The sequence below is a fragment of the Streptomyces sp. NPDC002138 genome, from assembly GCF_040296485.1.
In the GTDB taxonomy this organism is placed as follows: Bacteria; Actinomycetota; Actinomycetes; order Streptomycetales; family Streptomycetaceae; genus Streptomyces.
This window is the reverse complement of sequence record NZ_JBEOXE010000076.1, coordinates 1-16,381: the sequence shown is the minus strand read 5'-3', so window position 1 is coordinate 16,381 and position 16,381 is coordinate 1. Positions and strand designations below refer to the sequence as shown.

Here is a 16,381-nt window from a genome sequence, read left to right as displayed (position 1 = left end):
GGACGGTCCCCTCGTCTCGGGCGGTGAACGGCGTTCGTGCCACGACGGGGCCGGGGGCCCCGGCCGTCGACGTGACGCCCTGCCCGCCCCATCATCGCGGGCCGGACGCGGGAGTTCTGGACACTTGGTGCACGACGGGCCGACAATCACCCTGTGACGTCCAGTTTCGAGTTCCCCGCCTACCCGGTGCCCCGGGTCTCAGACGCCGAGCGCGACCGCGCGCTCGGGTGGTTGCGGGACGGCGCGGCCGACGGCCGGCTCTCGCACGACACCTTCATGCGCCGGATGGAACTCGCGCTGGTGGCACGCCGTTCCGAGGACCTGGCCGTCCTCACGGCGGACCTCGGCACGCGCCTCCGGGGCCGGGAAAGCCCCCTGACGCAGCGTCTGTTCGGCTGGGTCGGCCGGGTCTCCGCGGTGAGCGCCGGAATCCGGCGCGCCTGGGTCGCGGAGAAGCTGCCCAAGCTGATGCTCCCGCCGGCCGACTCGGGCGTGGCCGCGCTGGCCATCGGCCGGGAGCCCGGCAGCGGCCTGCGGCTCGTCCACGAGACGGTCTCCCGCCACCACGCCGAACTGCGCCTGCAGGACGGCCTGTGGGTGCTGCGCGACCTGGGCTCCACCAACGGCACCACGGTCAACGGCGAGCGGGTGACGGGCGCCGTGGTGGTCCGCGCCGGAGACCAGGTCGGCTTCGGGAACATGCAGTACCGGCTGTCGGCCCGCTAGACCGTCCAGGCTGTCCAGGCTGTCCAGGCCGTCCAGGCCGTCTCTGCGGGAACGCCCGGAGCGTCGCGGCCCGGGTGCCCGCCGGGCTCCACGTCCGATTTCCGCCAGCCCGGGCCGGGGGTGGGCGCCGAGACTGGGGACATGACGACCTACACGCCGCTGCCCGTCCCGCCCGACGCGCTGCGGGAACTGCGGACCACCGACGACGCCGGGCGCCCGGTGCGGCCGTTCACCGCGCGGGCGGACGGGGTGCCCCTCGACTGCGTGGGCAGCCCCCTGCGCTGCTGCCTGCGGGGCATCGAGCCCGGTGAGCGGGTCGCCCTCGTCTCGTACGCGCCGCTGCGCCGCTGGGCGGCGGCGACCGGGGCCGAGCCCGGGGCCTACGACGAGGTGGGCCCGGTGTTCGTCCACGCCGAGGCCTGTCCGGAACCGGCGGGGGAGGCCCGCGGGTACCCGTTCGCCCGCCCGGGGGCGCTGCGCACCGTCCGCCGGTACGACGCCGCGGGGCACATCGTGGGGGGCCGCCTCTTCGAGGTCCCGGAGGATGCCGAGGCCGGGTTCGACCGGGTCCTCGGGGAGGCGTTCGCCGCGCCGGAGGTGGCGCTGGTGCACGTACGGGCCCTGGAGTACGGCTGCTTCCAGTTCGAGGTGCGGCGGCCGTAGGTCGCGCCCGGACCCCGCGCCCGGACCCCGCGCGTCGCGTTCGGCGGGCGGGCGCGCAGGATGGCGTCATGGACTCCATGGATCATCGGCCCGCCGTGCGCCGGGCGCGCCCCGAAGACCTCCCGCGCGTGGTGGAACTCCTCCATGAGCACGTCGCCTACGAACGCTCCGCCCCCCGCCCGCCCGGGCTGGCCGAGCGGCTCGGCCCGCTGCTCTTCCCCGAGGACGGGCGACAGCCGCCGCTGTGGGTGCTGGTCGCCGCGGACCCCGCCGGTGAGCTGGTCGGATACGCCGCCTGCTCCCGGGAGTTCGCGTTCTGGGACGCCGCGCACTACCTCCACATGGACTGCCTCTACCTCGCCGAGGGCGCGCGCGGGCACGGCCTCGGCGCGGCCCTGATGGCCGCCGTCGCCGACCTCGCGGACGAGCTCGGCCTCGGCGAGGTCCAGTGGCAGACGCCCGAGTGGAACGAGGGGGCGATCCGCTTCTACGACCGCCTCGGCGCGCGGGGCGCGCCCAAGCGCCGGTACGGGTGGTCCGTACCGGCCGCCGTGGACACCCCCTAGACCGGCGGACCGGCCGCCAGCAGGCGCTCGTACGTCGCCAGCACGGTCCGCGTCTGGTGCTCGACCTGGGTGGCCACCGGTACCCAGCGGGCCTGGAACCGGGCCGCGAAGGCCTCGCACCAGCCCGTGACCAGCCGGTCCAGCGCGGCCGCCGCCGGGTGCCCGGCCGCGCGCAGCACCCGCAGCAGCATGGCGGCGGCCCGCAGCGAGAGCCGACGTGCGAAGGCGTCGATGCTCCCGATGTACGCGGCCGTCGCCTCCGGGGGCACCGCGCCGCCGTACCACTGGGCGGTGATCCGCGGGATCAGCGCGAGCGTCCAGTCCACCGCGCGCAGCAGAGGCCCGGACACCGGGTCCTCGTACGGCAGTTCGGCGCGGGCCCCGGCGAGCACCCCGGCCACCTGCTCCGCGTCGGCGCTGAGCCGCCGGGCCAGCAGCCGCAGGGCGCGCCGCGGATCGGGGTGCGGAGCCGGATCGTCCACCAGGTCACTGGCCCACATGGGGACTTCGACGATCGCGGTCGTCCCGTCGTAGGCATGGGCGTGGTACCAGGTGCTCAGCCGGGTGTCCTCCGGGTGGAACACCCCGGCGGTCTCGGTGCCCGGCTCGGGCATCACGAAGATCCCGGGGCCCGGGGAGGGCCAGCCCGCCGCGTCCGAGGCCCCGGTCTCCACCGGGATCCGCAGCTCGGCGGCCGACTTGGCGAACGGCTCGGCGAGGCCCGGTATGTCCCGGGTGAGCTGGACCCAGCTGCCGCCGAGGTCCGTCGCGTGCAGGGACACCTGGAGCACCGGGCGCAGCTCGTCGATCAGCGCGGTCAGCGCCAGGGTCTCGGGCGGCAGCCGGTCCGGGGGCAGTAAAGACGGCGCCCACTCGGGCTGTTCGGGCCCGGGCGGGCGGAAGAAGTTGCGGTGGTAGTCGAGGATCGAATGCGGGTGGGGCGTGCGGTGCAGGGCCGCTCCGTCCGGATCGGCGCAGAGCAGGAAGTGCCAGCCGCAGCCGGCCCGCAGGCCCGGGGCGTCCAGGACGCGGCGGGCGAGCGCGAGCGCGGTGGGCCCGCCGACGGGTTCGTTGGCGTGGGCCCCGGCGACGACCAGGACCTCGCGGCGGCGCGCGGCGTACGGGCCGGTCTCCGGCGCGGGACCGGGGACCGGCCCGGCCGCGCCCGGCAGGGTCCCGCCCGCGCCCGTACGGTCCCCGGCCGCGACCGGGGACCGTACGGAGAGCAGCCACAGGGGCCGGCCGCCCCGGGAGGTACCGGCGCGGCGTATCCGGGCCAGGTCCGGGTGCGCGTCGGCCAGCGCGTGCGCGGCCAGGGCGAGTTCGTGCGGTGTGGGGTAGCACATGTCTCGGAGGAGGGTCACACGTGATGCTCTGCCCGCCTGACGTGCGCTCCTACCGCTCCGGCCGGATCTACTGCTGGTGCAGGCCGCGGCCCGCCAGGCTCAGGAAGGCCTCGCCGACGGCCTCCGAGAGGGTCGGGTGGGCGTGGACGTGCCGGGCCACATCGCCCGCGCCGCCGCCGGGGCGGCCGGGGGCGAGCTGCATGTCGCCACCCTGCACGCGCCGGCCGTCGGCCTGCTGCCCGGCGTGGTCGCCCGCTGGCGCGCCCGCCACCCGGGGGTCCGGCTGGTGCTGCGCGAGTACGCCTCCACCGAAACCCTGGAGGAGCAGCTGGAGCGCGGGGCGGCGGACCTCGCCGTGGGCCCGGAGCCGAAGGGCTGGACCGGCCCGCTGATCCCGGCGGGACGGGAGGAGATCGTCCTGGTCGCCCCCTTCGACGACCCGCTCGCGGGGCGCGCCGCGGTCCGGCTGACCGAACTCGCTGACCGCGACCGGATCCGCTGCGTCCTGCTGCCGGTCGACCCGCCGTGGCACCGCCCCCTGGCGGTCTTCTCCCGGCACCCCCTGACCGGCGCGGCCCGGTCCTTCGCGGCGCTGCTGGAAGAGCCGGCCCAGGTGGTGCCGTACCCCGGGCTCAGCCCCGGGCCTCCTCCTGCCGCGCCTCCGTGCGGATCAGGACCGCGACCGGGGTCGCCGACAGGAGGTCCGTCAGGGGGACCCGGCCGGTCAGCGGGGCGGCGCCCGGGGCCAGGGCGGAGGTCCAGCCGCCCGGGGGGAGCGGCAGCAGGGTGTCGCGCCAGCCGCCCGCGACGCCGAGCAGGTGCGGCAGGCGGGTGACGGCGACCAGCAGCTCCGGGGAGCGGGTGTAGGCGAGGCAGTGCTCCGCCGCCGGGCCCTCGGCGGTCAGCGGGGCGTAGCCGGTGAACAGCTCCGGGCGGTCCCGCCGCAGCCGCAGCAGGGTGGTCGTCAGCTCCCGCTTCGCGGCGCCCGTCCCGCTCTGCGCGGGCCCGGGGAAGGCGGCAGGGCGGCGGTTGTCCGGGTCCACCAGGGCGCGGTACTCGCCCTCCTCGCCCTGGTAGACCTCCGGGACGCCCGGCATGGTCAGGTGCAGCGCGGTCATCGCCAGGATCCCCTGCGCGGCCGCCCCGGAGACGTCCGGCAGCGCCTCCGCCGCGGGAAGGTGCGCCGCGAGGGTGGCCTCGTACGCGGGATCGGGATCCGTCCAGCTGGTGTGCAGCGCGGCCTCCTTGGCGGCCTTGAGCAGGGCCTCGGCGAGCCGCTCCGAGCGCTGCGGCGCCTCGCCGAAGCCCAGGGCGCTCTGGAAGGCCACCCACGCCTGCTGCGGGTCCGGGGCCCCCGAGAGCAGGGGCATCAGCTCCGGGCGCTGCGAGAGCACCGCGATCCGCGCCCGGACGTCCGCGCTGCGCTTGGTGTCGTGCGTGGAGCGGACCGTGCCCGAGGCGGGCCAGTGCCGCTCCAGGTGGGCGCAGTACGCGTGGAACTCCTCCGGGAGCACCGCCGGACGGCCCGGGTCGCCGCCCACCTCGGTCGCCGACAGCAGCGGGGCGTAGCGGTAGAAGGCCCGGTCCTCCAGGGACTTGGCCCGCAGCGCCGCCGAGGTCTGGGCGAACCGGGCCGCGAACCCCGGGTCGCGCACCAGCAGTTCGCGCACCGCCGCCACCGCATCAGGCGCGGCCGCCGACGGCGGCGGGTCGGCGAGACCGGGCAGGTCCGCCCGCCCCGGATAGGTGCGGTAGACCGGGCAGGCGATGAGGAGCTCCCGCACCGCCTCCGCCAGCCCGGGCCCCGCCCGCCGCACCAGCGTCGCCAGCTCCGCCGCCAGATCCCCCGTCAGCACCTCGCGGGTGGCCCCGGCCGCCGTGCCCGGCCAGTCGGGCAGGCCGGTGGCCCGCCGGTAGCGGGCGGCCAGCTCGGCGGCCCCGCTCCCGGACACCAGCACCCCGTCCACCCGGCGCAGCGCGTCGTAGCCGGTGGTGCCCGCCACCGGCCAGTCGTCGGGCAGCACCTCCCCGTGGGCCAGGATCTTCTCCACCACGATCCACACCCCGGCCCCCACCGCGGCCCGCAGCCGCCGCAGGTACTGCGCCGGGTCCGCGAGCCCGTCCACGTGGTCGATCCGCAGCCCCTCGGCCACCCCGTCGGCGACCAGCTCGAGCAGCTTCGCGTGCGTCGCGGCGAACACGTCGGGATCCTCCACCCGGACCCCGATCAGATCGGAAATGGTGAAGAACCGGCGGTAGTTCAGCTCCGTGCGGGCCTCGCGCCAGTACGCCGGGCGGTACCACTGGGCCGCCAGCAGCGCGACCGGATCCAGCGCCTCCGTGCCCGCCCGCAGCGGGAAGCGGTGGTCCCCGACGCACAGGAGGCCGTCCTTCACCCGCACGGCCGCCGGATCGAGCGGCTCGCCGAGCACCGGCAGCAGCAGCTGCCCGCCGTTCACCTCCCACTCGATGTCGAACCAGCGGGCGTACGGAGATCCGGGCCCCTCCCGCAGGACCTCCCACAGCGGTCGGTTGAGGTGTAACGGCGCCGGGACGGCCATGTGGTTCGGGACGATGTCCAGGACCAGGCCGAGACCGTGCGCGCGGGCCGTGCGGGCGAGCGCGCGCAGACCCTCCTCACCGCCCAGCTCCTCGCGGACCCGGGTGTGGTCGACCACGTCGTAGCCGTGGGAGGAGCCGGGAACCGCCTCGAGCACCGGAGACAGGTGCAGGTGCGAGACCCCGAGCGAGGCGAGGTACGGAACGGCTGCCGCGGCCGCCGGAAACGGGAATTCCGGGCGCAGCTGGAGTCGGTAGGTGGCGGTCGGACGCGTCGTCGCGGGCTGCTGGCTCATGAGAACGTACGTACCCAGCCTGCCGGATTCCGTGCCATTACCCAATGCATCCGGGTGACTGCACCGGGTTAACGTTCCTCGGGTGTTTGGAACCGTCGACACCTATCGCAAAGTCATCGCCCTCACCGGGCCCCTCCTGCCCTTCCTCTCCTTCTTCGCCCGGCTTCCCGTCGCGATGTCGCAGTTCGGGAGCGTCCTGCTGGTCGCCCAGACCAGCGGCTCCCTCGCCACCGCCGGCATCGTCGGCGGCACGCTCTCCGCGGGCCAGGTCGTCTGCGGCCCGCTGCTGGGCCGCCTCGCCGACCGCCACGGCCAGCGGCCCGTGGTCCTCGCCGCCGCGGCCGTCAACGCCCTCGCCACCGGCGCACTGGTCGCCGGAGCCCTCGGCGGCCTCGATACGGTCCCGCTCGCCGCGATCGGAGCCGTCACCGGGGCCTCCATCCCGCTGATAGGCCCGCTCGCCCGGACCCGCTCCGTGGCCCTCGCGCACCGCGCCGGAGCCGACGAGAGCGTGCTCGGAGCGGTCCACTCCCTCGAAGGCACCCTGGACGAGGTGTCGTTCGTCTTCGGCCCGGCCCTCGTCGGGCTCGCCGTCCTCGTCGCCCACCCGGCCGTGGCCCTCGCGGGCGCCGCCGTCCTCGTCGTCGCCTTCGGCAGTGCCTACGCCCTGCATCCGACCGCCGCCGTCACCGCCGGATCGCCCGCGCCCGCCCGCGCCGCGAAGGGCCGCCGCCCCCGCCGTCCCCGCCACCCCCGCATCGTGCACGCGGTCCGGGGCTCGCTCGCGCTCCAGGGCGCCATGTTCGGTGCCTGCCAGGCCGGCATCGCCTCGCTCACCGACCGCCTCGGCGTCCCCGGCCAGGCCGGGATCGTGTACGCGGCGATGGGCGTGGCCAGCGCCGCCGTGGGCCTCGGCCTCGGCGCGCTGCCCGCCCGGATCGGGCTGCGGCTGCGCTGGCGGGTGGCCACCGCCGCCGCCCTCGTCCTCTCCGCGCCGCTCCTGTTCACCGGCAGCCTGTGGAGCCTGTACGCGGTCGTGACCGTCCTCGGCGCCGCCTACGCACCCCACCTGATCACCGCGTTCGCCCTGACCGAGCGCGCGGTGGCGTCCGAGCGGCTCGCCGAGTCCATGGCCTTCGCCGCCAGCTCCCTGGTCGCCGGACAGGCCCTCGCCCTCGCCGTCTGCGGGCGCCTCGCCGAGGAGCACGGGCCCGCCGGAGCCTTCGCGGTCGCCGTCGGCGCGGCCGCCCTGTGCCTGGCCCTCGCCCTCCTGTCCCGGGTGCCCGCGGCCCGTACCCACCCGGCCGGGGCGGCCGCCGTGACCGCCGCCCCGCGCGAGTCCTACGCCGGGCGCTGAAGCACCACCAGACTCCGTCCCGTCAGCGCCACCCGGTCGCCGGCCGCGTACTGCGGTCCGCTGCCGGGTGGCAGTACCTCTGCCCGCGCCGTGTCCACCACCAGCCGCCACCGCGCGCCGTGCCCCGCCGGGATCGTGAAGTCCTGCGGCTCCGCGCCCGCGTTGAACATCAGCAGGAACGAGTCGTCGGTGATCCGCTCGCCGCGGGTCCCCGGCTCGGAGATCGCCTCCCCGTTGAGGAACACGGTCAGCGCCCGCGCGTGCTGCGCCTGCCAGTCGCGCGCCCGCATCTGCTCGCCGTGCGGGGTGAACCAGGCGATGTCCGACAGCTCGTCGTCGGTGCCCTGCACCGGCCGCCCGTGGAAGAACCGGCGCCGCCGGAACACCGGGTGGTCGCGCCGCAGCCACACCATCTGCCGGGTGAAGTCCAGCAGCCCGGGCGCCGGTTTGCCCGGCTCCGGCCAGCTGACCCAGGACAGCTCGTTGTCCTGGCAGTAGGCGTTGTTGTTGCCGCCCTGGCTCCGGGCGAACTCGTCGCCGTGACTCAGCATCGGCACGCCCTGCGACAGCATCAGCGTGGCCACGAAGTTGCGCATCTGGCGGGCGCGCAGCTCCAGCACCTCGGGGTCCTCCGTGGGCCCCTCGACCCCGCAGTTCCAGGACCGGTTGTGGCTCTCGCCGTCCCGGTTGCCCTCCCGGTTGGCCTCGTTGTGCTTGTCGTTGTAGGAGACCAGGTCGTGCAGGGTGAAGCCGTCGTGGCAGGTGGCGAAGTTGATCGAGGCGAGCGGGCGGCGCCCGTCGTCCTGGTAGAGGTCGGAGGAGCCGGTGAGCCGCCCCGCGAACTCGGCGAGCGTGCGCGGCTGGCCGCGCCACAGGTCCCGCACGGTGTCGCGGTACTTGCCGTTCCACTCGGTCCACAGCGGCGGGAAGTTGCCCACCTGGTAGCCGCCCTCGCCCAGGTCCCAGGGCTCGGCGATCAGCTTGACCTGGCTGACCACCGGATCCTGCTGGACCAGGTCGAAGAACGAGGAGAGCCGGTCCACCTCGTGGAACTGGCGGGCCAGGGTCGCCGCCAGGTCGAAGCGGAACCCGTCCACATGCATCTCGGTGACCCAGTAGCGCAGCGAGTCCATGATCAGCTGGAGGACGTGCGGGGACCGCATGAGCAGCGAGTTCCCGGTGCCGGTGGTGTCCGTGTAGTAGCGGGCGTCCTCCGCGAGGCGGTAGTAGGAGGCGTTGTCCAGGCCCCGGAAGGACAGGGTCGGCCCCAGATGGTTGCCCTCGGCGGTGTGGTTGTAGACCACGTCGAGGATCACCTCGATGCCCGCCTCGTGCAGCGCCCGCACCGCCGACTTGAACTCCAGCACCTGCTGGCCCCGGTCCCCGGAGGCGTAGCCGTTGTGCGGGGCGAAGAACCCGATGGTGTTGTAGCCCCAGTAGTTGCTCAGCCCGTCGTTGAACAGCCGGTGGTCGTTGACCGACTGGTGTACGGGCATCAGCTCCAGCGCCGTCACGCCGAGCTTGGTCAGGTGCCCGATGACCGCCGGGTGGGCGAGGGCGGCGTAGGTGCCGCGCAGTTCCTCGGGGAGGTCGGGGTGACGCATGGTCAGCCCCTTGACGTGTGCCTCGTACAGCACGGTGTGGTGGTACTCGGTACGCGGCGGGCGGTCATTGGCCCAGTCGAAGTACGGGTTGACCACGACCGAGGTCATCGTGCGCGGCGCGGAGTCCAGGTCGTTGCGCGAATCGGGCCGCCCGAAATGGTAGCCGTACACCTGTTCGCCCCAGCCGATCGAGCCGCTGATGGCCCGCGCGTACGGGTCCAGCAGCAGCTTGGCCGGGTTGCAGCGCTGCCCGCGCTCGGGCTCGTACGGGCCGTGCACCCGGAAGCCGTAGCGCTGCCCCGGCATCACCCCGGGCAGGTAGGCGTGCCGGACGAAGGCGTCCGTCTCGCGCAGTTCGACGGCCGTCTCGGAGCCGTCGTCGTGGAGGAGGCACAGCTCGATGCGCCGTGCGGCTTCGGAATAGACCGCGAAGTTGGTGCCCGCCCCGTCATAGGTGGCACCCAGGGGATACGCCTGTCCTGGCCAGACCTGCATAGATGCGACTCTTCCAATCCTGATCCGGCGTCGGACTACGTCTCCGCCAGATCTTCCCCGAAAGAGGGGCGCTACGCGGGGACTTGGGATGGTCCTACCGGGTGACCGCGTAGAGCCGATATGCGGGTCAGTGGACTATGCGGGCATCGGATAATGGGTCAACGGCGGGCCAGTGTACGGGCCATCCGGCTGCACCGGGCCGTGCGCGCGGGATACCCTTCCTTGATCGTTGGAGGCGGGCGATCCAGAAGCGGGAGGCGGTGCGCGGGTGAGCTCGGGAGGTCTGGAGCTTCCCCCTGGTGACAGCGGTCACGAGGGCGGTACGGCGGACACCCCGGGAGGTGTACCCGGCGGCGCGGTGGCCGGGGCGGTCTCCCTGGCGGGTCCGGCGGAGACCGGAAGTGCGGGGAGTGCCCGGACCGGGGCCGAGCTGGACTGGGGCGCGGACGCGTGGAGCGAGGTCCGCACCCGGGCCCAGCGCGCGGGCCGTGCGTACATCTGGCTCAACCTGATCGAACAGCGGCTGCGGGCCGTGGTCGGGGCGGTGCTGCGGCCGATCTACGAGCCCGTGCACGGCCAGGACGACTGGGTGGTCGCGGCCGCCGGGCCGGCCGGGCAGGAGTGGGTGCAGCGGGCGGTCGCCGTCCGCGAGGTCAGCCGCCGCAAGGGCTACCTGCTGGACTCGGCCGACGACAACGTGCTGAGCTTCCTGACCCTGCCGCAGCTGCGCGAGCTGATGGTCCAGCACTGGCCGTGCTTCGAGCCGTACTTCGACGACCGGCGCGAGATCGAGCAGGCCCTGGACGAGCTGGAGGTCACGCGCAATGTGGTCTCCCGCAACCGGGCCCTGTCGCGCCCGGTGCTCGAACAGGCCGAGCGGGCCTCGGCGCGGCTCCTCGACGTCCTCGGCGGCGGAGCGGGCAGCCCCGCCGCCGACCGGCTGCCGATCGACGCCGTCGAGGACCTGGTCGGCGACCGGTACGCGGACGTCATCTCCGTGCACCCCGACCGGGTGCGGCTCCAGCGCCAGCTGCCGGCCGAGGACCTCTTCGGCGGCGCCCGCCGCCTCGACGCCATCGGGATAGGCCTGAACCTCCTGGTCCAGAACTACTCGGGCCGAAGACTCGTCCGGCTCACGGAGGCGGGCTGCCGGGTGCGGCTGCTCTTCCTCAACCCGGCCAGCAGCGCGGTCAAGCGGCGCGAGCGGGAGCTGGGGCTGCGCAAGGGGGAGCTGAGCCGGTCGGTGGAGATGAACATCCTCCACGTCCGGCGGGTCCGGGCGGGCCTGCGGGACCCCTCCCGCTTCGAGATCCACGTCTTCGACGAGACCCCGCGCTTCACGGCCTACCTGGTGGAGGGCGAGTCCTCGGGCATCGCGGTCGTCCAGTCGTACCTGCGCCGGGCCCGCGGCATGGAGGCCCCGGTCCTGGTCCTGCGCGGCGGCGGCCGGGGCGTCCCGCGTGACGCCGATCACGGGCTCTTCACCACCTACCGGGAGGAGTTCGAATCGGTGTGGGAGGACTCCCGGCCGGTGTCCTGAAGGGGCGGAAGAGGGGCCGGCCGTCCCCCGGGGGCCGGGCTGTCAGTGGCGCGTGGCAGGCTGAAAGCCGTTGACCGGATGGGTACGGGGGAGGGGCACGGGGTGGAGGACGAGCACGGCATGGGGGACTGGCACAGGGGTGTGCTGATCGGGTTCGACCTGGAGACGACCGGCACGGAGCCGGGGGATTCGCGGATCGTGACGGCCGCGGTGATCGAGGTGCGCGCCGGGACGGTGCGCGAGCGCCGCGGCTGGCTCGCGGACCCCGGCATACCGATCCCCGAGGAGGCCTCGGCGATCCACGGGATCAGCACGGAGCGCGCGGTCCGCGAGGGCCGCCCTGCGCGCGAGGTCGCGGACGAGGTCGCGACGGCGCTGGTGGAGCACTGGGCGCGGGGGGCGGTCGTCGTCGCGTACAACGCGGCCTTCGACCTGACCATGCTGTCGGCCGAACTCGCCCGGTACGGGCTGCCCTCCCTGGCCGAGCGCCTCGGCGGGCCGGAGACCGGGCCGGTGGTCGACCCGCTGACGATCGACCGGGCCGTGGACCGCTTCCGGCGCGGGAAGCGGACCCTGGAAGCGGTGTGCGGGGTGTACGGGGTCACCCTGGAGGACGCCCACGACGCGGGCGCGGACGCGCTGGCCGCCGTACAGGTCGCCCGGGCGATAGCGGCCCGCCACCCCGAGGTGGCCGCCCTGGCCCCGGCCGAGCTGCACAGCCGTCAGGGGACCTGGCACGCGCGCTGGGCCCGGGACTTCGAGGCCTACCTGCGCCGCCAGGGGACCCCGGACGCGGTGATCGACACGGCGTGGCCGCTGCGGGCGCTGGTACCGGCCCGGGGGTGAGCGCCTGCGGGTGAGTGCCTGCGGGTGAGCGCCTGCGGCCGGGTCGGGGTGGGCGCCCGGGCGGGTGCGTCGGCGCTCCGGTTCGGTCAGAAGGGGTGCCAGCGGACCTCGGGGACGTTGTCGCGCAGCGAGGCGACCCGGCGACGGAATTCCACCAGGGCCTTCGGGTTCGTCGGGGCGTGCTGGGAGACCCAGGCGCAGCTCGCCGTCTCCCGCGCCCCGCGCAGCACCGCGCAGCCGTCCCACGCGCGCACGTCCCAGCCGTACGCCGTCACGAACGCGTCGTAGGACTCCGCGGGAAGGCCGTAGCGGTCGCGGGAGAGGGCCATCACCACCAGGTCGTGCTCCCGCAGGTCCAGCGCGAAGGTCTCCAGGTCGACCAGGACCGGACCGTCGGGGCCCACATGGACGTTGCGGGGCAGCGCGTCCCCGTGGACCGGGCCCGGGGTGAGGTGCGGGGTGAGGGCGGCGACCTCGGCCGCGTAGCCGTCGCGGCGGGCCCGCAGGTACGCCGCGTCCTCCGGGTCGATCGCGTCACCGGCGTGGCGCAGCCAGCGCTCGACCCCGCCCAGCAGGTCCCGGGGCGCGAGGGCGAACGGCGGTGCGGGCAGGGCGTGCACCCGGCGCAGCAGGGCGGCCAGGTCGGCCGGCCCGGCCGGGCGGACCGCCTCGGGCAGGCGGTGCCACAGGGTCACGGGGTGGCCGTCCACCAGCCGGGGGGCCGCCTCCGCCGCGCGGACCGCCGGTACGTCCGCCCCGGCGAGCCAGCCCGCCACCTCCAGCTCCCGCTCGGCGCGGGCCACGAGCGCCGGATCCGGGCGGCCCACCTTCACGACCAGGTCGCCCTCCGCGAAGACCGCGTTCTCGCCCAGGGCGAGCAGCTCGGCCTTCCGGCCGAGGCCCGCCGCCGTCAGTACGTCCCTGGCCCGTGCCTCGTCCATGCCGCCCTGCCGCTCTTCCCGTACCGGTCCGCATCCGTCGTGAACGGGCCAAGTCTCGCACCCCGCTGTGCGGTGCCTTGACGCGCCATCAGGGGCTGCCCACCATGACCGAACCGGACCAGGACGATCCGCCCGGAAGGGAAGGGGGAGACGTGGCCCTGCCCGCCTCGAACCCGCTCCCGCCCGCGCGCCCGCGCGGCGGCTCCCGCGCCCACCCCGGTGACGGCTCCCACGACCACCCCCGTGACGGCTCCCGCGCCCCTCGTGACGGTTCCCGCGCCCCCCGTGACGGCTCCCGCGCCCTCGCCGATCACGGGGTCTGGTTCCTCGTCCTGCCCGCACTCGTCCCGGTCCTGCTGCTCAGCGTCGGCCCGCTGCTCTACGGCATCGCCCTCGCCCTCACCGACGCCCAGTCCGGCCGGACCGCCGCCACGCGGTGGGTGGGCGTCCTCAACTTCCAGGACCTCCTGCACGACCGGCTCTTCTGGGAATCCTTCCGGATCGGGCTGCTCTGGGCGGTCGGGGTCACGGCGGCGCAGTCCCTGCTGGCCCTCGGACTGGCGCTGCTGCTCGACCAGGACCTGCGCCTGCGCGGGCTCGCCCGGGCGTTCGCGATCATCCCGTGGGCCATGCCCGAGGTGGTCGTCGCCGTCATGTGGCGGCTCGTCTACCACCCCGACGCGGGCGTCCTCAACGAAACCCTGCGCGGCCTCGGCCTCGGCGGCGGCACGGACTGGCTCGGCGGCCTGGCCACCGCCCTGCCCGCCGTGATCGTCGTCGGCGTCTGGGCGGGCATGCCGCAGACCACCGTGGCCCTGCTCGCCGGGCTCCAGAACACCCCGCGGGAACTCCACGAGGCGGCGGCCCTCGACGGCGCCGGGGCCTGGCGCCGCTTCCGGGCCGTCACCTGGCCCGCGCTGCGGCCCATCGCCCTGTCCGTCACCGCGCTCAACCTCATCTGGAACGTCAATTCCTTCGCGCTGGTCTACGTCCTCACCAACGGCGGGCCCGGCGGCCGCACCCGGCTGCCCATGCTCTTCGCCTACGAGGAGGCCTTCCGCTATGGCCAGTTCGGCTACGCGGCCGCCATGGGCTGCGTCATGATCGCGGTCGTCTCGGTCCTGCTCGCCGTGCACCTCGCGGGCCGGCTGAAGGGGGACGACGCCTGATGGCCGTACGCCCGCACGGTTCCGTACGCCCCCGCCGCTCCGTACGCACCGCCCAGTACCTGGCGCTCGCCGCCTACCTGCTCTTCCTCGGCTTCCCCTTCCTCTGGCTGGTCTCCACCGCCTTCAAGCCGGCCCGCGAGCTGGGCAGCCCGCACCCCACCTGGATCCCGCACGACCCCACCCTGGCCAATTTCCGCCAGGCCTTCGACGAACAGCCGCTGCTGCACGCGGCCCTCAACAGCCTGGCCGCGGCCCTCTGCGCCGCCGTCATCGCGGTCGTCCTCGCCACCCCGACCGCCTTCGCCCTCGCCCGCCGCCGGGGCAGGCTCGCCACGGTCGCCACCGGGTGGGTGGTGGTCAGCCAGGCGTTCCCCTTCGTCCTCGTGATCATCCCGCTGTTCCTGCTGCTCAAGCAGCTGCGGATGATCAATTCGGTGCCGGGGCTGATCCTCGTGTACGTCGTCTGGTCGCTGCCCTTCGCGCTGTGGATGCTGGTCGGCTACGTCCGTGCCGTGCCCGCCGACCTGGAGGAGGCGGCGGCCGTGGACGGCGCCGGCCGGCTGCGGACCCTCGTCTCGATCGTGGCCCCGCTGCTCGCCCCCGGGATCGTCGCGACCGCGCTCTTCGCCTTCATCACCGCCTGGAACGAGTTCTTCTTCGCCCTCGTGCTCCTCAAGACCCCGGAGCGGCAGACCCTCCCGGTGGTGCTGACCCACTTCCTCGGTGCCGAGGGGGCCGCCGACCTCGGGCCGCTCGCTGCCGCCGCGGTCCTTTCGACCCTGCCCTCGCTGGTGATCTTCTCGCTCATCCAGCGGCGGATCACCGGCGGCATGCTCGCCGGGTCGGTGAAGAGCTGATGGCCCGCCGGACCCCTCCCCGCGCGGCGGCCGCCGCGATCCTCGTGCTCGCGGTCCTCGCCGCCGTGCTGGGCGGCTGCTCGGCCCCGCACCACGGCCGCGGCGACGGCCCGGTGAGGCTCCGCTTCCAGTCGCTCGCCTGGCAGAAGGAGTCGGTGGACGCCAACAGGCAACTCGTCGCCGCATGGAACGCCGCCCACCCCGAGGTCCAGGTCCAATACGTCCAGGGCAGCTGGAGCAGCGTGCACGACCAGCTCCTGACCTCCTTCGAGGGCGGCGAGGGGCCCGACATCATCCACGACGCCTCCGACGACCTCGCCGATTTCGCGTACGGCGGCTATCTCGCCGATCTGCGCCCGCTGCTCTCCGAGCGCCTGAAGGCCGACATCCCGGACCGCAGCTGGCAGAGCGTCACCGTCGCCGGCGGGATCTACGGCGTCCCCTTCCTCCAGGAACCCCGGGTCCTGATCGCCAACAGCACGCTGCTGCGTGCCTCCGGCGTCCGCGTGCCCACCCCCGGAGCGCCGTGGAGCTGGGCGGAGTTCCGGGCAGCCGCCGCACGGCTGACCGCCGACGGCCGCTACGGAGTGGCCTGGCCGCTCAAGGACCCCGTCGCGGCCACCCTCAACCTCGGCCTCTCCGCGGGCGGCCGCCTCTTCACCCGGGAGCCGGACGGGCCCGGCGGGAAGGCCGTGCTGCGCTGGGACGCGGGGGACGCGGTGGTCCCGCGGACCATCCACGACCAGGTCGAGGTCGACCACAGCGCCTCCCGCGCCACCCTCGGCATGGGCGGCTCGGACACCCTGCCCGGCTTCTTCGGCGGGAAGTACGCCATGGTCCCGCTCGGGTTCTCCTACCGGCAGCAGATCGTCCGCCAGGCGCCGCCCGGCTTCGCGTGGGAGGTGCTCCCCGCGCCCGCCGGGGCGGACGGCCCCGCCGAGCCGGTGCAGGGGGTGAGCCCGCAGACCCTCTCCATCGCGCGGGACAGCCCGTACAAGAAGGAAGCCGCCGCCTTCATCGACTTCCTGCTGCGCCCCGCCAACACGGTCCGTCTCGCCCGCGGCGACTGGATGCTCCCCACGGGTACGCAGGCCCTCGCCGACCCCGCGCTGCGCACGCCCGAGCTGGGCTGGGCCACCGGCGCGGCCCTCGCGGACGGGCTGCGCCCGGCGCCCGCGCAGTCGGTCCGGGGCTACCCGGAGTGGAAGGACAAGGTGGCCACCCCGGCGCTGCAGGAGTACTACAGCGGCGCCATCGGCCTCACGGAGCTGGAGCGGCGCCTGGTCGCGGACGGCAACCGGGTACTGGCGCGCTACCAGCGCTAGTACTGCAACGGTGCTTGCTGTGACGGTTGGGCAGTTTCTGGTGGCGTGTGGCCGCGTCGTTTGTAGTGGCTGACACGTGCCTGGAACTGTC

Annotated in this window: 13 protein-coding genes and 1 pseudogene; 10 read left to right on the top strand and 4 right to left on the bottom strand. The window is 74.8% G+C overall.

The window, feature by feature from the left end; translation table 11 throughout:
• Nucleotides 1–153 precede the first annotated feature (153 nt).
• The 3 genes from ABT084_RS32740 (at nt 154) to ABT084_RS32730 (ending at nt 1,955) form a co-directional block, all read left to right on the top strand.
• Nucleotides 154–726, top strand: coding sequence for an FHA domain-containing protein (locus ABT084_RS32740; RefSeq protein ID WP_351051844.1), 573 nt, complete (start codon nt 154–156; stop codon nt 724–726).
• 141 nt (nt 727–867) lie between these two features.
• Nucleotides 868–1,389: a DUF1203 domain-containing protein gene (locus ABT084_RS32735; protein ID WP_351051841.1), complete on the top strand. Its 522-nt coding sequence runs from the start codon at nt 868–870 to the stop codon at nt 1,387–1,389.
• A gap of 68 nt (nt 1,390–1,457) precedes the next feature.
• Nucleotides 1,458–1,955, top strand: a complete 498-nt coding sequence (locus tag ABT084_RS32730) for a GNAT family N-acetyltransferase (protein ID WP_351051838.1) — start codon at nt 1,458–1,460, stop codon at nt 1,953–1,955.
• Here ABT084_RS32730 and ABT084_RS32725 read toward each other — a convergent pair.
• Nucleotides 1,952–3,319: a M14 family zinc carboxypeptidase gene (locus tag ABT084_RS32725; RefSeq protein ID WP_351051835.1), complete on the bottom strand. Its 1,368-nt coding sequence runs from the start codon at nt 3,317–3,319 to the stop codon at nt 1,952–1,954. The genes ABT084_RS32730 and ABT084_RS32725 overlap by 4 nt on opposite strands.
• 118 nt (nt 3,320–3,437) lie before the next feature.
• Between ABT084_RS32725 and ABT084_RS32720 the strand changes: the two are divergent.
• Nucleotides 3,438–3,779 (top strand): annotated as a pseudogene (locus ABT084_RS32720) (LysR family transcriptional regulator substrate-binding protein); the annotation flags it as partial.
• 154 nt (nt 3,780–3,933) lie between these two features.
• On the opposite strand, the gene treY reads toward ABT084_RS32720, so the two are convergent.
• The gene (gene treY, locus ABT084_RS32715) at nt 3,934–6,156 is read right to left on the bottom strand and encodes a malto-oligosyltrehalose synthase (protein WP_351051832.1); all 2,223 of its coding nucleotides are present in this window, start codon (nt 6,154–6,156) and stop codon (nt 3,934–3,936) included.
• Between the two features lie 82 nt (nt 6,157–6,238).
• Between treY and ABT084_RS32710 the strand changes: the two genes are divergently transcribed.
• Entirely contained in the window at nt 6,239–7,513 is a 1,275-nt protein-coding gene (locus ABT084_RS32710; RefSeq protein WP_351051829.1) for an MFS transporter, read from the top strand.
• Here ABT084_RS32710 and glgX read toward each other — a convergent pair.
• On the bottom strand, nt 7,498–9,612 hold the full coding sequence (gene glgX, locus ABT084_RS32705) for a glycogen debranching protein GlgX (protein WP_351051827.1): 2,115 nt from the start codon (nt 9,610–9,612) through the stop codon (nt 7,498–7,500). The two genes, ABT084_RS32710 and glgX, sit on opposite strands and share 16 nt — an antisense overlap.
• Nucleotides 9,613–9,880: 268 nt before the next feature.
• On the opposite strand from glgX, the gene ABT084_RS32700 reads away from it, so the two are divergent.
• Nucleotides 9,881–11,152: a DUF5919 domain-containing protein gene (locus ABT084_RS32700; RefSeq protein ID WP_351051824.1), complete on the top strand. Its 1,272-nt coding sequence runs from the start codon at nt 9,881–9,883 to the stop codon at nt 11,150–11,152.
• A gap of 120 nt (nt 11,153–11,272) precedes the next feature.
• Nucleotides 11,273–11,998, top strand: a complete 726-nt coding sequence (locus ABT084_RS32695) for a 3'-5' exonuclease (RefSeq protein ID WP_351051889.1) — start codon at nt 11,273–11,275, stop codon at nt 11,996–11,998.
• Between the two features lie 86 nt (nt 11,999–12,084).
• Here ABT084_RS32695 and ABT084_RS32690 read toward each other — a convergent pair whose 3' ends face one another.
• On the bottom strand, nt 12,085–12,939 hold the full coding sequence (locus ABT084_RS32690) for a phosphotransferase enzyme family protein (protein WP_351051821.1): 855 nt from the start codon (nt 12,937–12,939) through the stop codon (nt 12,085–12,087).
• A gap of 104 nt (nt 12,940–13,043) precedes the next feature.
• On the opposite strand from ABT084_RS32690, the gene ABT084_RS32685 reads away from it, so the two are divergent.
• From ABT084_RS32685 to ABT084_RS32675, 3 genes are read left to right on the top strand one after another with little or no spacing between them, the layout of a single operon-like run.
• Nucleotides 13,044–14,108 (top strand): carbohydrate ABC transporter permease, encoded by a 1,065-nt coding sequence (locus tag ABT084_RS32685; protein WP_351051820.1) that lies wholly within the window; start codon nt 13,044–13,046, stop codon nt 14,106–14,108.
• Nucleotides 14,108–14,965: a carbohydrate ABC transporter permease gene (locus ABT084_RS32680; RefSeq protein ID WP_351051817.1), complete on the top strand. Its 858-nt coding sequence runs from the start codon at nt 14,108–14,110 to the stop codon at nt 14,963–14,965. The genes ABT084_RS32685 and ABT084_RS32680 overlap by 1 nt, the downstream gene beginning before the upstream one ends.
• Nucleotides 14,965–16,290, top strand: a complete 1,326-nt coding sequence (locus ABT084_RS32675) for an ABC transporter substrate-binding protein (RefSeq protein WP_351051815.1) — start codon at nt 14,965–14,967, stop codon at nt 16,288–16,290. The genes ABT084_RS32680 and ABT084_RS32675 overlap by 1 nt, the downstream gene beginning before the upstream one ends.
• Nucleotides 16,291–16,381: the final 91 nt, after the last annotated feature.

Coding starts and splice junctions, on each gene's coding strand:
- ABT084_RS32690 (WP_351051821.1), bottom strand. CDS start 12,939: ATGGACGAGGCACGGGCCAGGGACGTACTGACGGCGGCGGGCCTCGGC.
- ABT084_RS32695 (WP_351051889.1), top strand. CDS start 11,273: ATGGGGGACTGGCACAGGGGTGTGCTGATCGGGTTCGACCTGGAGACG.
- ABT084_RS32675 (WP_351051815.1), top strand. CDS start 14,965: ATGGCCCGCCGGACCCCTCCCCGCGCGGCGGCCGCCGCGATCCTCGTG.
- treY (WP_351051832.1), bottom strand. CDS start 6,156: ATGAGCCAGCAGCCCGCGACGACGCGTCCGACCGCCACCTACCGACTC.
- glgX (WP_351051827.1), bottom strand. CDS start 9,612: ATGCAGGTCTGGCCAGGACAGGCGTATCCCCTGGGTGCCACCTATGAC.
- ABT084_RS32685 (WP_351051820.1), top strand. CDS start 13,044: ATGACCGAACCGGACCAGGACGATCCGCCCGGAAGGGAAGGGGGAGAC.
- ABT084_RS32735 (WP_351051841.1), top strand. CDS start 868: ATGACGACCTACACGCCGCTGCCCGTCCCGCCCGACGCGCTGCGGGAA.
- ABT084_RS32730 (WP_351051838.1), top strand. CDS start 1,458: ATGGACTCCATGGATCATCGGCCCGCCGTGCGCCGGGCGCGCCCCGAA.
- ABT084_RS32680 (WP_351051817.1), top strand. CDS start 14,108: ATGGCCGTACGCCCGCACGGTTCCGTACGCCCCCGCCGCTCCGTACGC.